General features: G+C 71.0%; 16 protein-coding genes. 11 read left to right on the top strand and 5 right to left on the bottom strand.

Annotated features, from left to right (window positions below):
- The 3 genes from NRP21_RS10945 to NRP21_RS10955 all read right to left on the bottom strand — a co-directional run bounded on the left by NRP21_RS10945 (position 1) and on the right by NRP21_RS10955 (position 3555).
- Positions 1-2223 (bottom strand): xanthine dehydrogenase family protein molybdopterin-binding subunit, encoded by a 2223-nt coding sequence (locus NRP21_RS10945; RefSeq protein ID WP_257716238.1) that lies wholly within the window; start codon positions 2221-2223, stop codon positions 1-3.
- Positions 2224-2235: 12 nt separating this feature from the next.
- Entirely contained in the window at positions 2236-2706 is a 471-nt protein-coding gene (locus NRP21_RS10950; RefSeq protein WP_257716239.1) for a (2Fe-2S)-binding protein, read from the bottom strand.
- A 165-nt stretch (positions 2707-2871) separates the two neighbouring features.
- Positions 2872-3555: a phosphoribosyltransferase gene (locus tag NRP21_RS10955; protein WP_257716240.1), complete on the bottom strand. Its 684-nt coding sequence runs from the start codon at positions 3553-3555 to the stop codon at positions 2872-2874.
- A 395-nt stretch (positions 3556-3950) separates the two neighbouring features.
- Between NRP21_RS10955 and NRP21_RS10960 the strand changes: the two genes are divergently transcribed.
- The 9 genes from NRP21_RS10960 to NRP21_RS11010 all read left to right on the top strand — a co-directional run bounded on the left by NRP21_RS10960 (position 3951) and on the right by NRP21_RS11010 (position 11319).
- On the top strand, positions 3951-4727 hold the full coding sequence (locus NRP21_RS10960; RefSeq protein ID WP_257716241.1) for an HpcH/HpaI aldolase family protein: 777 nt from the start codon (positions 3951-3953) through the stop codon (positions 4725-4727).
- Between the two features lie 168 nt (positions 4728-4895).
- The gene (locus tag NRP21_RS10965) at positions 4896-6095 is read left to right on the top strand and encodes a CaiB/BaiF CoA transferase family protein (RefSeq protein WP_257716242.1); all 1200 of its coding nucleotides are present in this window, start codon (positions 4896-4898) and stop codon (positions 6093-6095) included.
- Positions 6092-7255 carry an acyl-CoA dehydrogenase family protein gene (locus tag NRP21_RS10970; RefSeq protein WP_257716243.1) on the top strand — a complete coding sequence of 388 codons (1164 nt, stop codon included), beginning with the start codon at positions 6092-6094 and terminating at the stop codon, positions 7253-7255. Before NRP21_RS10965 ends, NRP21_RS10970 begins: the two co-directional genes overlap by 4 nt.
- Complete coding sequence (locus tag NRP21_RS10975) at positions 7252-7653, top strand: MaoC family dehydratase (RefSeq protein WP_257716244.1); 402 nt, start codon at positions 7252-7254, stop codon at positions 7651-7653. Before NRP21_RS10970 ends, NRP21_RS10975 begins: the two co-directional genes overlap by 4 nt.
- A 4-nt stretch (positions 7654-7657) precedes the next feature.
- Entirely contained in the window at positions 7658-8101 is a 444-nt protein-coding gene (locus tag NRP21_RS10980) for a MaoC family dehydratase (RefSeq protein WP_257716245.1), read from the top strand.
- Positions 8098-9021 (top strand): dihydrodipicolinate synthase family protein, encoded by a 924-nt coding sequence (locus NRP21_RS10985; RefSeq protein ID WP_257716246.1) that lies wholly within the window; start codon positions 8098-8100, stop codon positions 9019-9021. Before NRP21_RS10980 ends, NRP21_RS10985 begins: the two co-directional genes overlap by 4 nt.
- Positions 9018-9314 (top strand): DUF4286 family protein, encoded by a 297-nt coding sequence (locus tag NRP21_RS10990; protein WP_257716247.1) that lies wholly within the window; start codon positions 9018-9020, stop codon positions 9312-9314. The genes NRP21_RS10985 and NRP21_RS10990 overlap by 4 nt, the downstream gene beginning before the upstream one ends.
- 51 nt (positions 9315-9365) lie before the next feature.
- Positions 9366-10271, top strand: a complete 906-nt coding sequence (locus tag NRP21_RS11005; RefSeq protein ID WP_408639615.1) for a LysR family transcriptional regulator — start codon at positions 9366-9368, stop codon at positions 10269-10271.
- A gap of 187 nt (positions 10272-10458) precedes the next feature.
- Positions 10459-11319 (top strand): ABC transporter substrate-binding protein, encoded by an 861-nt coding sequence (locus tag NRP21_RS11010; RefSeq protein ID WP_257716248.1) that lies wholly within the window; start codon positions 10459-10461, stop codon positions 11317-11319.
- Between the two features lie 52 nt (positions 11320-11371).
- Here the strand turns inward: NRP21_RS11010 and NRP21_RS11015 are convergent, their stop codons facing one another.
- On the bottom strand, positions 11372-12265 hold the full coding sequence (locus NRP21_RS11015; RefSeq protein WP_257716249.1) for a dihydrodipicolinate synthase family protein: 894 nt from the start codon (positions 12263-12265) through the stop codon (positions 11372-11374).
- A gap of 12 nt (positions 12266-12277) precedes the next feature.
- Complete coding sequence (locus NRP21_RS11020) at positions 12278-13225, bottom strand: dihydrodipicolinate synthase family protein (RefSeq protein WP_257716250.1); 948 nt, start codon at positions 13223-13225, stop codon at positions 12278-12280.
- 141 nt (positions 13226-13366) lie between these two features.
- Between NRP21_RS11020 and NRP21_RS11025 the strand changes: the two genes are divergently transcribed.
- Positions 13367-14386: a LacI family DNA-binding transcriptional regulator gene (locus NRP21_RS11025; RefSeq protein WP_257716251.1), complete on the top strand. Its 1020-nt coding sequence runs from the start codon at positions 13367-13369 to the stop codon at positions 14384-14386.
- Entirely contained in the window at positions 14386-14763 is a 378-nt protein-coding gene (locus tag NRP21_RS11030; RefSeq protein ID WP_257716252.1) for a tautomerase family protein, read from the top strand. The genes NRP21_RS11025 and NRP21_RS11030 overlap by 1 nt, the downstream gene beginning before the upstream one ends.
- Positions 14764-14769 lie beyond the last annotated feature (6 nt).

The following is a 14769-nucleotide window of genomic DNA, read 5'->3' on the forward strand; positions in this document are numbered from 1 at the left end:
CTAGGGCAGCGGCGTCTTGGCCGCGCCGTTCAGCGCTGCCTTCACCCGCTCCGGCGTGAAGGGCGCGCGCCGCAGCCGCGCGCCGGTTGCGTCGAAGATCGCGTTGCCGAAGGCCGGCGCGATCACGGCGGCCGCCGGTTCCCCGGCACCCCACATCGGCTGGTCCGGCCTGTCCAGGATCTCCACCGTGATCCGCGGCACCTCCGGGAATGTGATGAGGGGGTAGCTCGCCCAGTCGAGGGTGGTGATCCGGTTCCCCTCCCACGCGATCTCCTCGCGCAGGCAGCGGGACAGGGTCTGAACGACGCAGCCCTCCGCCTGCATCCGGATGCCGTCGGGATTGATCACCTGGCCGCAATCCTCGGCAATCCAGGCATCGGTCGCCCGGATCGCCCCGTTGTCCAGGTTCACCTCTGCCGCGATCACGCAGGCCACATAGGTCCGTGTGTTGTCGTAGCGGATATAGGCGATGCCGCGGCCGCGCCGGAAATTCCCGCTCCCCTCCCCTCCTCTTGGAGAGGGTCGCTCATCCCAGTTCGCGATCCGGGCCGCCGCCTCGATCACCGCGCGGCCACGGGGGTCGGAGAGGTGGTCGAGCCGGAACCGCACCGGGTCCTTCCGCGCCGCCGCCGCCAGCTCGTCCGTGAAGGATTCCACCGCGAAGCAGTTCTGCACCCGGCCCGGCGTGCGGATCCAGGAGGGGCGGAAGGGCGTTTCCGCGATCCGGTGGACCACGGTCTTCGCCGCGGGGATGCCGTCATAGGGCGGGTTGGAGTTGGCGTGCCAGTTGCCCGAACCGGGCGCGCCGCCATCCTCCTTGTCCAGCAGCTGGGATGCCGTGGTGCGGAGCAGGGTGACGGTGGAGTGCGGCACCCAGCCCTCGGAGTCCCACGCCGCCATGCGGCCCTCGGCCGTGATGCCGCCCTTCAGGTCCATCACCACGGGCGGCCCCTTCGGCTCCGACCCGTGCTCGTCGTGCCGCATCCATTGCAGCCGCACGGGGCGGGGGGCGAGCTCCATCGCCAGCGCCGCGCACTCGGCGGCCGCGTCCTCCAGCCCGTTCCGGCCGAAGCAGCCGGAGGAGTGGTGATAGACCACGCGGACCTCCGGCGAGCCCAGGCCCAGTGTCTTCGCGATCTGCTCCCGCAGGTCGAAGGGCGCCTGGGTGCCGGAATGCACGGTCAGCCGCCCGCCCTCGAACTGCGCGACGGCGCAGGAAGGGCCGATGGTGCCATGGGTCTGCACGCCGAAGCTGTAGGTCGCCTCCAGCCGCATCGCGGCCTCGGTCAGCGCGGTTTCCGGGTTGCCCCGGTTCACCGTCACGTCCTGGCGGACCTCCGGCGTGCGGCGCGCGGCGTCATAGACCTCCTCCATGGAGGGGATGGCCTTCCCCGCCGTCCACTCCACCTTCAGGTCGCGCGCTGCGCGCACCGCGTCCCATTCGCGCTCCGCCACCACCGCGAGCAGCCCGTTCCGCCGCACGATCCGCGCGGGGATCTCCGCGATGGAGGAGGCGTCCACCGAGGCTGGCTCCGCGCCGAGGCCTGGGGCATGGATCACGCGGGCGTGCAGCATCCCCGGCAGGCGAAGATTGTGGATGTAGTCGCCGCCGCCCGTCAGCTTCGCCAGCAGTTCGGGCCGGGGTTGCGGCCGGCCCGCCACCTTCCACTCCGCGCGCGGCTTCACCCGCGCGTTCGGGTCGGGCTGGAGGTCGAAGCGCCGCCCACCGATCAGCTCGGCATAGGGCGCGCGGCGGTCCGGCGCGTTCTTCACGCGCACGGCGCCATCGGCCGTCTCCACCGCCTCCAGGGTGACGCCCAGCCTCTCGGCGCCCATGCGGACAAGTGCGGCGCGGGCGGTGGCGGCGGCGATCCGGACCCGCGGCCCGACCACCTGCAGGGTGGCGCTGCCGCCCGTCAGGCCGTGGTCCGGCATCCGGTCGGTGTCGGGATGCGGCACCTCGACCATCTCATAGGGCAGGTCGAGCTCCTCGGCCGCGATCTGGGCGAGGGAGGCGAGGATGCCCTGGCCGAACTCCGTCTTGCTCGTCAGCACCGCGCAGCGCCCGTCCGCGCTGATGACGATCATGGAATCCACGTCCGTCGCCGGCGGGTTCGAAAGGTTGGTCTGCGCCAGGGCACCGGGCGCGCCCGGAAGGCCGAGCGCGACGAAAAGTCCTGCGCCCGCCGTCAGGGCGGCGCGGCGGGAAAGCATGGCTTTCATGGTCCCCTCCCCTCAACCGGCCATTTGCGCGGCGGCGCGGCGCACTGCAGCGACCATGCGGTTGTGCCCGCCGCAGCGGCATAGGTTCTGCGCCAGCGCCTCCTTGATCTCGTCCTCGCTCGGCCGCCGGTTCTGGGAGAGCAGGTCGGCCGATTGCATGATCATCCCGTTGGTGCAGTAGCCGCACTGGCCCGCACCTTCGGCGTGGAAGGCGGCCTGGAGCGGGTGCGGGTTCGCGGCCGTGCCCAGCCCTTCCAGGGTCATCACCGCCTGCCCTTCCACGGCCTCGGCGGGGTAGGAGCAGGAGCGCACGGCGCGCCCGTCGATCAGGACGGTGCAGGCGCCGCACTGCGCCAGGCCGCAGCCGAAGCGCGGCCCGTTCAGCGCGAAGGGCTCCTCCCGCAGGAGATAGAGGAGCGGCATGTCGGAGGCGGCAGGCTCCGCCTCCACGGGCTTGCCGTTGAGGGTGAAACGGATGGGCATGTGAACGTCTCCCGTGGCCCCTGTGCCGGGGCTTCTCTGCATAATTGCGGAAGTTTAATCACCACCGGCGCGGCGGCGCCATCACGACGTGGCGGGCCCTGTAAAGGGGCCTCTCGCCCCAGCACCCCCTTTGGCGCCGGCAAAAAGGCGGCCATTGCCGGGGGGCTATTCTTCCCCTGCCCGATCCGCGGCGGAGGCACCCATCCAGGCCGAGGCCCGGTCGAGCAGCGCGACCACCTCCCCGTCCTCGGTCTGGTCGAAGTCGTCGTAATAGGCACTCACGGCGCGGAGCGCCCGCGGCGTGTGCAGGAAAACGGCCTCGTCGCACAGCGCCCGGAACTCTCCCGCCACCGCTTCCGCGGCGACGGGCGCCGCCAGCACAACCCGCCGTGCTCCGGCCGGGCCGGACAGCGCCGACAAGGCCGCGCGCACCGTTGCGCCGGTGGCGATGCCGTCATCCACGACGATCGCGGTGCGTCCGGTGAGGGCGAGCGGGAGGCGGCCGCGCAGGTAGGCGGCCCGCCGGCGCGCGATTTCCAGGCGCTGGCGGGCCGCCTCCTGCTCCAGCGCGGCATCGGTGATCCCGAAATGCCGGATCACCTCCTCGTTCCGGACGACGCCCTGGGCCGCTCCGTCCACCACGGCGCCCGCGGCAAGTTCCGGCATGCCGGGCGCGCCGAGCTTGCGCACGACCAGCAGGTCGAGCGGCGCGGACAGCGCCTTCGCCACCTCGAAGCCGACCGGCACGCCGCCGCGCGGGAGGGCGAGCACCACCGGGCCGGCGTCCCGCAGGTGCGAGAGGCGGGCGGCGAGTTGGCGGCCCGCCTCGGCCCGGTCCCGGAACCTCATCCTGGTCCGGTCCCTTCGGCCGGGAGCAAGGCGGCATGGTGGAGGGGCGGTGCGATCGGCATCCCGGCCTTTCCCTCTCCCGCGAAGGCGGGTCTGCGGCCAGGACCGGCCTCGCCGCGTCACCCGGCACAACGCCGTGGATGGCGGGTGGTTCGGGAACCTGGCCGACAACGAAACGGTGCTTCAGGGCCAATTGACGCCGCCCGCCTCGCGTAGATTTCACGGCCGAGGAGCGTACCCGGGGTAGCCGGGGACAGGGCGGGCGGGCTGGCCGATCGGAGGAGGCCTGGCCTGCTGGCTGCGCGGCGGGGGCCATTATCGGCCCGGACCGGGCCCGCGGAGACGGCTGGCCCGCGCCGTGCGTAGCATCGCCCCCGCACATCCGGAGAATGACGATGCCCGATCCGTTCCGCGCGCGCCTGGCCAGGGGCGAGAGGCTCTTCGCGCTGGCAGCCTGCGTGCTGCGCACGCCGGAGGTGGTGCTGGTGGCGCGCAGCGCCGGCTTCGACTGGCTGCTGATCGACCTGGAGCACACGCCCATCACCATCGGGGAGGCGGGGAACCTCGCCGTGGCCGCACGCACCGCTGGTTTCCCCGCCCTGATCCGCGTGGGCGGCCCGCACCATCCGGATCTGGCCCGCGCCCTGGATATCGGCGCGGAAGGCGTGGTGGTGCCGCATGTGGACACGCCGGAGGAGGCCGCGCGGATCGTCGATCTCTGCCGCTTCGCACCCGCCGGCCGCCGTTCCCTGCCCGCGCCGCTGCCGCAGTTCGGCTACCGCATGCCCCCTGCGCCGCGCTTCATGGCGGAGGCCGAGACGGCCACCGTGATCATCCCGATGATCGAGAGTCGCGCCGGGCTGGAAACGGCCGAGGCCATCGCCGCCACGCCCGGGCTGGATGCGCTGATGGTGGGCGCCAACGACCTGGCCGCCGATCTCGGCCTGCCCGGGCAGCTGGACCACCCCGTGGTGCGGGCGGCCTTCGCGCGCGTGGCCGATGCCGCGCGCGCGCACGGGCTTCGCTTCGCGGTGATCGGCGTACCGGAGCCCCTGCTCGGCCCGCTGGGCTTCGACCTTGGCGCCAGCGTGGTCGTCGCGACGAACGACATCAACCTGCTGGTGGATGGCGGGGCCGCCCTGGCCGAGCGGTTGAGGGTGCGCGCGGGGTGAAGGGCTCCCGTCCTGGCCGGGGCCCTTGGTGCTGCCTCCCCGGAGCATTGGTCCGGCCTATAGCCCCGCCCTGATTTCGAATTGTCTGGCCCCTTGGGCACCGCGCCGCCTGCCGCCATCCTGCGCCCCGTCCCGCCAGCCGGGTCTTTTCAGGGGTTTGGGCGTCGGATGCATCTTCTCGCCGGCATCAAGGTCGTCAGCTTCAACCACTTCCTGGCGGGGCCGCTGGGGGCGCAGATCCTGGCGGACCTCGGTGCCGACGTGATCGCGCTGGAGCCGCCGGAAGGGGCGTTCCACCGCAACTGGGCGGTGGCGAACCATTTCGTGGGTGGGCAGAGCGTCAACTTCCTCTCCACCGGGCGCAACAAGCGCAGCCTGGCCGTGGACCTGAAGAGCCCGGCGGGGCGGGAAGTCGTCGCGCGGCTCCTGCGGGAAGCCGATGTGGTGATGGAGAACTTCCGACCGGGCACGATGGAGAAGCTGGGCCTGGGGTATGAGGCGCTGCGCGAGACGAACCCACGCCTGATCTACGCCGCGGCCTATGGCTACGGCTCCTCCGGCCCCTACAAGGACCGTCCCGGCCAGGACCTGCTGCTCCAGGCACTCTCGGGCCTCGCGGCCCGCACCGGGCGCGCGGACGGGCCGCCGACGCCGGTGGGCGCGGTGGTGGTCGATCAGCACGCGGCGATGATCTACGCCATGGCGATCCTGGCGGCCCTGTTCTCGCGGGAGCGAACGGGGAAGGGCCGACTGGTGGAGGTGAACCTCTTCCAGGCCGCGCTGGACCTGCAGACGGAGGCGCTGACGGCCTGGATGAACGGCGCCCGCGCTGCCTCCCCGCGCGGGCCGGGCGGCATCGCCTCCTGGTTCAGCGGCGGGCCCTACGGCATCTACGCCACGGCGGACGGGCACCTCGCGCTCTCCATGTCCCCGCCCGGAATTATCGGGCAGGCGCTGGAAGTGCCGGAGTTGGCGGGGATGAGCGAGGGCGACGCCTTCGCGCGGCGCGAGGACATCGCGCGCCTCGTCACCGAGCGCCTGAAGCAGCGCCCGACGGCCGAGTGGCTGCCGGGGCTGGAGAAGCACAAGGTCTGGCACGCGCCGATGCAGGACTACGGGGACCTGCAATCCGACCCGCAGCTGCAGCACCTCGGCGCCTTCATCACCACGGATGGCGCGACCGGCCATCCCGTCACCCTGATTTCTCACCCCGCCCGCTACGACGGGGAGGTGCCGCGCGTGCGCCTCGTTCCCCAACCCCTCGGCGCGCAGAGCCGCGACATCCTCGCGGAGCTCGGCTTCTCGCCGGAGGAGATGGAGACGATGAAGCGCGACGGCGCCGTGAACTGGCCGGAAGCCTCCGCATGATCGACTTTTCCATCCCCGAGGACACGCGCCTCCTCACCGAGACCGTGCGCCGCTTCGTGACGCAGGAGGTGAAGCCGCTGGAGGCCGAGGTAGAGGCGCTGGGCGAGGTGCCCGCGGACAAGCTGCGCGCGTTGAAGGCCAAGGCGCAGGAGCTCGGCCTCTTTGCGATGAACATGCCGGAGGATGTGGGCGGCGGCGGCCTCTCCGTGTTGGAGATGTGCCTGGTGGAGGAGGAGCTGGGCAAGACCAGCGATGCCCTGATCCGCCGCGTCTTCGGCCAGGTCTACCCCATGCTGCTGGCCTGCAAGGACGAGCAGCGGGAGAAGTACCTGCTGCCCACCGTGGCCGGCGAGAAGATCGTCGCCATGGCCATCACCGAGCCCGGCGCGGGATCGGATGCCGCTTCCATCAGCACCACGGCGCGGCTGGACGGCGATGAGTGGGTGATCGACGGCACGAAGCACTACATCAGCGACGGCGATATCGCCGACTACACCATCGTCATGGCCGTGACGGACCGCGAGAAGCGCGCCCGCGGCGGCATTACCCTGTTCCTGGTGGACAAGGGCACGCCCGGCTTCACCGTTGCGCGCAAGCAGCCGATGATGGGGCACCGCGGGTACGGCCATGCGGAGCTGGCTTTCAACGAGTGCCGGATCCCGAAGGACGCCATCCTCGGGGAGCTGGGCGGCGGCTTCAAGCTCATCATGAGCAGTGTCTCCGGCATCCGCCTCGGCCATATCGGCGCGCGCTGCGTCGGCATGGCGCAGCGCGTGCTGGAGATGATGCGCACCCATGCGACGGAGCGCCGCCAGTTCGGCCAGCCCATCGGCGAGTTCCAGATGGTGCAGGCCATGATCGCGGACAGCGCGGCGGAGATCTTCGCCGCCCGCATGATGGTGCTGAACACCGCCTGGGAGATCGACCAGGGCCGCGACCCGCGCGACAAGGTCTCGATGGTGAAGTTCTATGCCTCCGAGATGCTGGGGCGCGTGGCGGATCGCGGCATCCAGCTCTTCGGCGGCGCCGGCTACAGCAAGGAACTGCCGCTGGAGCGCATCGCGCGCGATGCCCGCGTCACCCGCATCTATGACGGAACATCGGAGATCCATCGCATGCTCGTCGCCCGCGGCGTGATGAAGAACGGGCTTTCCCTGTGAGCGGGATCGCCATCGGCACGCGGGTTGCCTTCCGCAAGACCCTCACCACGGCGGAGCAGGCGCTGTTCACCGGCATCTCCGGCAATCTTGGCGCCCTCTATGTGGACGCCAACCGTGCCAAGGCGGAGGGCGCGCCGGGGATGATCGCCTTCGAGCTGGTGCTGGGGGCTCTCGCCACCACCTGCCTCTCCCGCATCGGCGGCCCCTCCCGTCGCATCGGCCGGATGGACCTGCGCTTCCTGGCGCCCGTTCCCGTGGGCGGCAGCGTAGAGGCCGCCGCCGAGGTGACGGCTGCGGAGAACGGCGCGCTGACGCTTCGCCTCACCGGCACGCTGGACGGTGCCGGGGCGGTGATGGAGGGCGAGGCCGAATTGCTGCCCTTCCGCGCGGCAGCCTGACGCCATGTACGACCTGAAGCCCTTCGACAGCCTGTCGGTCGGCGACCGCGCGGTGATGACAAAGACCGTCACCGAGGCGGACGGTGCCCTCTACATCGCGGCCACCGGCGATTTCGGCCCGGTGCACGTGGATGACAGCTACGCGGCCGGTACGCGCTTCGGGCGGCGGCTCGCGCCCGGGATCATGGTGGCCGGCCTCTGCACCAGCGTCCTCACGGCGGAGCTGGCCGGCACCATCGGTGTCTCCATCGAGGACCGCTTCTGGTTCACCGGGCCGGTCTTCTACGGCGACACGCTGACGGTGGAGGTGTGGATCGCCGAGAGCCACGCCGACACCCGCACCATCGTGTGGGAGGGCAGCTGCAAAAATGGGGAGGGGCTTGAGGTGCTGAAGGCCCGCGCCACGCTGAAATACCCCCGCCCCAAGCCCCCGCAGGTGGCCGCATGAATGCCGAACGCTTCCATGGCATCTACGCCTCCATCATCCTGCCGATGCAGGCGGATGGAGCGATCGACGAGGCCGGGCTGACGGCCCATGTCCGCGCCGTGATGGCCTGCGAGGGCATGCACGGCCTGCTCATCAACGGCCATGCCGGCGAGAACGCCTTCCTGACTCGCGACGAACTGCGCCGCGTGGTGCGCCTCTGCCGCGAGGCCGCCGGGACGGCGCCGATCGTGGCGGGCGTGATGGCGGAGTCCAGCGCCATCGCCGCCGCCCAGGCGGGGGACGCGGCGGCCGAGGGCGCCGATGCCATCATGGTCTTCGCGCCGTATTCCTGGGGCCTGGGCGTCGATCCCCGCGTGGTGCTGCGCCATCACCAGGCGATCCACGATGCGACCGACCTGCCCCTCTTCCTCTTCCAGGGCCATGTCCGCTCCGGCGGGCTTCATTTTCCGCCCGCGCTGCTGAAGGAGCTGCTGGGCCTGCCGAAGCTGGTGGGCATCAAGGAGGGAAGCTGGGACTCGGCCGCCTATGACGAGACCCGCCGCGTGACGGCGGAGACCCGGCCGGAGGTGGCCGTCATGGCCTCGGGCGACGAGCACCTCTTCGCCTGCTTCCTGGCGGGGTCCGTCGGCAGCCTCGTCAGCCTCGCGGCCGTGGTGCCGGAACTGGTGGTGGCGCTGGACCGGGCGGTGAAGGCGGAGGACATCCCCGCGGCCCGCGCCCTGCATGAGCGCCTGGCACCGCTGGCCAAGGCCATTTATGGCACCGCCCCGCCGGGCCTGGCCACTCCGCGCCTCAAGGCCTGCCTCCACATCCTGGGGCGCCTGCCGGTGCCCGTCTGCCGCGCCCCATTGCCCGTGCTGGAGGCGGTGGAGATGGAAGCGTTGCGCGCCGCCCTGGCCCATGCCGGGGTGGCGCCGTGAGCGGGGCGCCCTGGCTGCACATCGTCCGCGTGGACGTGGACCCGGCGGTGGAGGAGGAGTTCAACCGCTGGTACGTGGAGAACCACATCCCCGACCTGCTGGGCTGCCCTGGCTGGCTCTCCGCCCACCGCTACACGGTGGATGATGGCGGCCCCCGCTACGCCGCCGTGTACGAGATCGCCGGCCCGTGGGTCTACGACACGCCGGAATTCCACGCGGTGAAGGGATTCATGCACCTCACCCCCCACATCCGGAACTTCCAACGGCAGGTTCTCGCGCCTCTCGGGGCCTGATCCGGCCCGTTTCCTGCTACCATCCCCCGGCTCAACCCCGGGGGATGCGGCATGCTGAATCTCCGCCAGCTCGAGATCCTGCGCGCCGTCATGCGGCTGCGCACGACCGTGGGTGCGGCGCGGGAGATCGGGATGTCCCAGCCCTCGGTTTCCAACGCCATCAAGAACATGGAATCCCACCTGGGCTTCCGCCTGTTCCACCGCGTCAACAACCGCCTGATCCCCACCGAGGAGGCCACCAGCCTCTTCCTCGATTCCGAGCCCCTGTTCCTGATGTTCCAGGGCATCCGCCAGAAGGCCGGCGACCTCCGCACCAGCCGCATCGGCCGCGTACGCCTGACCACCACGGCCGAGCTCTCGGAGTCCCTCGTCCCCGCCATCCTCCGCCGCTTCGTCCCGCATCACCCGGGGGTGGCCATCTCCATCGAGACGCGGCCGATGATCGAGATGCTGGACGCGCTGGAGGCCGGGATCACCCACCTGGGCCTCGTCATGGAGCCCGATCCCCGCCCGGGCATCGAAACCCGCCCCTTGCGCCAGTTCGACATGGCCTGCGTCCTTCCAAAGGGCAGCCCGCTGGTGGCCCTGCCCTTCGTCACTCCCCAGGACCTTCAGGACATTACCCTCATCGCCGCCCCGGCCGGCAGCCGCGTGCACAACCTGGTCGCGGACGCCTTCCGCCGGGCCAAGCAGCCCTTCGCGCCCTCCATTGAGGTGCGCTTCATGAACACCGGTGTCAGCCTGGTGGAGCAGGGCATCGGCGCCACGGTGGTGGATCCCCTGACTGCCGCTGCCGGCGCCGCGGAGCGCATTGCCATCCGCCCCTTCCGGCCCGCCATCCCCATCACCGTCCACGCAGCCCTCGCGCGGGACAAGCCGCCCTCGCGCCTCGTGCAGTCCTTCCTGCGGCACGCGGGGGAGGCGGTGCGGGAGGCATTCCCGGAAGTGCCGGCCTGAGGGCGTGCGGGCCACGGGAGAGGGACGCCCTGCCTGGCCCACCCTATTCACGCAGCGCTTAGTCGCGCCCTGTGTTCTGATAACGCATTGTCTTCGGCGCGCGGCAGCATGGGCCCAGACTTGCATCCGCCCCAGGCCACGGCGTGGCGCCTACCCGGCCACGGCGCGACGAACCGGAGACCCGACGATGCGACACCGCACGCGACTGAAGCTAGCGCTCGCCCTCCTCGCCGCCCCCTTGCTGCCCTTTGCCAGCGATGCGGCGCATGCCCAGGCCTGCACGCCCGTGGCGCAGGTCCAGCCGGGCCAGCTCGTCACCCCCGGCAAGCTGCAGCTGGCCATCAACCCCACCCTGCCGCCGCAGCAGTTCGTGGACAGCAAGGGCGAGCTGCAGGGCATCAACATCGAGCTGGGGCAGGAGATCGCGAAGCGCCTCTGCCTGGAGCTGCAGTTCATCCGCATGGACTTCCCGCCGATGATCCCGGCGCTGCAGGCCGGGCGGTTCGACGGCATCCACACCGCGATGTTCTGGACCGAGGAGCGGTCGAAGGTCGCCTACATGGTGCCTTACGCGCTGCAGGCGATCAGCGTCGGCCTGCCGCCCAACAGCAGCCTGCAGGTGAACAGCCCGGACGATCTCTCCGGCAAGGCCGTGGTGATCGAGGTGAACACCTACCAGGAGCGGTGGCTGCGCGCGGTCAGCGACGACCTGGTGCGCCGCGGCAAGCCGCCCATTACGATCCGCGGCTTCACCACGGCGACCGAGGCGATGACCGCGCTGCGCGCCGGCCAGGGCGATGCCGCCGCGCTGCTGGACTACATGGCCGTAGACATGACGAAGCGGAACATGATCCGCACCGTGCTGTTCCGCCTGGGCGGCGCGCCGAGCGCGATGGCGTTCCGCCAGCGGCCCGTGGCGGAAGCCGTGGCCGCCGCGCTGGAGGCCATGAGGAAGGACGGCACCTACGGCGCGCTGTTCGAGCGCTATGGGCTGACGCCGCAGCCGGCTGACCAGCCCTTCGCCATCCGTGGCCCCGGCCCGGGCTGAGGCCGACCGGCCGGGCGGCGTGACCGCCCGGCCGCTTCCCTCATCGCTTCTCTCAGGCGGCCTGGCGAAAGGCCAGGTCCAGCGTCCGCACAATGTCCCGCGCCATCGCGTCGCGCTCGGCCGGCAGCGGCAGGCGTGGCGGGCGCGGGTTGCCGACGGGGAAGCCCATGTGCCGCAGCAGCGCCTTGCTGCCAGCCACGTAGTACTGGCCGCCCACGAACTCGATCAGCGGCAGGTAGCGCAGGTAGAGGTCGCGCGCCTCGCGGATCTTCTCCTCGTCGGCCACCAGCTCGAACAGGCGGGCCAGCGGGCCGGGCGCGATGTTGGAGGCCACGGCCACCCAGCCCTGCGCGCCCTCCACGAAGGATTCGAAGCCGAGGATGCCGCCGAACACCGTCATCTTGTCGCCGCAGAGCCGGATGATGTCGCGCACCCGCGTCACCTCGAGCGTGGACTCCTTGATGTAGAGGCAGTTCGGGACCTCGGCGATGCGTGCGACGAGCTGCGGGTTCAGGTCCACGTTGGCGGTGGCCGGGTTGTTGTAGACCATGATGGGGATGCCGATGGCGTCGCCGATGGTCTTGTAGTGATGGACCAGCTCGTCATCCGTCGGCGTGGAGTAGAAGGGTGGGATGATCATCACGCCGTCCGCGCCCAGGGCTTCCGCGCGGCGGCTGAGGCGGACGGACTGGCGCGTGTCCTCCGCGCCCGTGCCGATGAGGACGGGCACGCGGCCGGCAGCCTGGCGGATCACCGTCTCCGCCACCGCGATGTGCTCGTCATCCGAGAGGGAGAGGAACTCGCCGGTGGAGCCCAGCGGGATCAGGCCGTGGATGCCCTGCTCGATCTGCCATTCCACGAAGCGGCGCAGGGCCGGCAGGTCCAGCTCTCCCTTCTCGTCGAAGGGCGTGATCATGACGGTGTAGGTGCCGCGAAAGGTTTTCATTGTTCTCGGTCCTCAGGCCGCCATCTCGGCGGCGGGGAGCAGGCCGGCGGCGATCAGGGCGCGGCGGATCTCCTCCCGCTCCCCGGCCTCGATCGGCAACAGCGGCGCGCGGGGCGCCGGGTTGGGCATCAGCCCCATCAGGTTCAGGGCGGTCTTCATGCGGTTGTGCATGTCCAGCGCCGGGCGGCGATAGAACACGCGCACCAGCGGGCGCAGGCGATCATTCGCGCGCCGGGCGGCAGCGAAATCGCCGCGCGCGGCCGCCTCGTGCATCTCGGCCAGGATGCTGGACGCCACGCTGCCGATGCCGGAGAGGATGCCGTCTCCGCCCAGGGAAAGGGAGGCGAGGAGCCAGGAGTTGTTGCTCGTCAGCATGCTGACCTTGCGGCCGCAGGCCTTCAGCACCTCCAGGTTGTCCTCGTAGGAGGCGACGAGGTCGCTGCCCTCCTTCACCGCGATGATGGAGGGCACCTCGCGCAGCAGCCGCGCCAGCAGATCCGGCGTGTAGCCGAGGCCGGAGGGGCGGGAGAGCTGGAACAGCACGATCGGCAGCGCCGCGGCTTCGGCAACGGCCTGGAAGAAGCGCAGCACCATCTCCGGCCGCGCCTCCGCGCCGCCAGCGAAGAGCAGGGGCGGGAAGAGCAGGATCGCGTCCGCCCCGGCCTCCTTCGCGTCGCGCGCCAGGTCGCAGGCGGCACGCGGGTCCTCCGCCACGATGCCGGCCACCACGCCCGTCGCCTCGCCCGCCACCTCGCGCGCGACCTGCACCACGCGCTTCCGTTCCGCGCGATCCAGCGAACTTGTCTCGCCGGCATGGCCGTTCACCACCAACGCGCGCACGCCCGGCGTGGCGGCCAGGTGCCGCAGATGGGCCCGCAGCGCCGCCTCGTCGATGGCGCCGTCCCGGTCGAAGGGGGTGAGGGAGGCGGGCCAGATGCCGCCGATGCCGGTCAGGTCCAAGGGAAATCCCTTCGCAAGTGCCGCAAACGTTTGCGGATGCACTAAAACGGATCAGAAGCCGCCAAGTCAAAGGAAGTTTTGGGTTTCGGTGCCCAAAATTGGGGCTTGCTTCCGCAAACGTTTGCGGAGCATGGTCGGTGCATGCAGACGACGGTGACGCTTCGAGACGTCGCGCGGGCCGCCAAGGTGTCGGTCAGCACGGCTTCGCGCGCCCTGGCCGGCGGCGGGCTGACGAGCAAGAGCACGGAGGCGCGGCTGCAGCGCATTGCGGCGGAGCTGGGCTACCGCCCTAACACCCTCGCCCGCGGGCTGAAGACGCGCTCCACGCGGCTCGTCGGGCTGGTAGTGCACAACCTCACCAACGCCTCCTTCCGCGTGCTGGCGGAGGTGGTGCAGCGTCGCCTCCGCGCCGAGGGGTATCAGGCGCTGCTCTGCATCACCGCCGATGATCCCGAGCAGGAGGCGGAAACGATCGAGACGCTGGCCGACCAGCGCGTCGATGGCCTGATCATCTGCCCCACCGGCCATAACGGCGCCCTCCTCGCCTCGCTGGACGCGAGCGGCACGCCCGTGACCTGCGTCGTGCGCCGCGACGAGACGGTGGAGTTGGAAACCGTGCTGGCCGCGGATCCGGAGGGCGCCTATGCCGGCACGCGGCACCTGCTGGAGCTCGGACATCGCCGGATCGGCCTGATCGTCGGCCGGCAGGAGACGACCTCGGGCCGCGAGCGCCTTTCCGGCTATCGCCGCGCGCTGGAGGAAGCGGGGATCGCCTTCGATCCCACCCTCGTCCATGCCGGGCGCTACGAGCCGGAGACCGGGCTTGCCGGTTGCCGGCAACTGCTGGACCGGGACGACCGGCCGACCGCGCTGTTCGCCGCCAACCACGAATCCGCGCTCGGCGTGCTGCGCGGGCTGGCAGAACGCAACATTGCATTGCCCGACGACATCTCCCTCCTCTGCTACGAGGACGTACCGGGCTTCGCCTGGCAGCGTCCCGCCATCAGCGTGGTGGACAGCGGCGCCAACGCCATGGCCGAACTGGCCGCCGATCGCCTGCTGCAGCGCCTTCGCCCGAATGCAGCCCCATCCGCCGCCGGCGAGTACCGTATCGGCGCGCGACTGATCCAACGCCAATCCGTTCGTCCGGTGGCCCACTGATGCCCTATATCGAAATCCTCGCCCCGCCTCTCCCGGCCGAGCGCCGCCAGAAGGTGGCCACCGCAGTCACCGACGGCATCTGCGACGCCTTCTCCGTCGGCCCGGAGACGGTGACGATCTACTTCCTGGACGTTGCCTCGGGCGCCTACGCCCATGCGGGGGTGATGGGTGCGCTGCCGGAGGAGCAGCGCATCTTTGTCAAGGTGCACGCCTATCGCCGCGACATCCCGGAGCGCCGCAAGGCCGCTGCCATCACGGGACCGCTCGCCGAGATCTACGGCACCACTGCCAAGGCCCTCGCCGTTTATTTCTTCGACCGCGCGAAGGACGAGGTGGCCCATGCCGGCCTCCTCTCCTCCGACGCCGAACCCGCCTGAGATCGC

Source organism: Roseomonas populi, from assembly GCF_024594815.1.
Lineage (GTDB): Bacteria > Pseudomonadota > Alphaproteobacteria > Acetobacterales > Acetobacteraceae > Roseomonas > Roseomonas populi.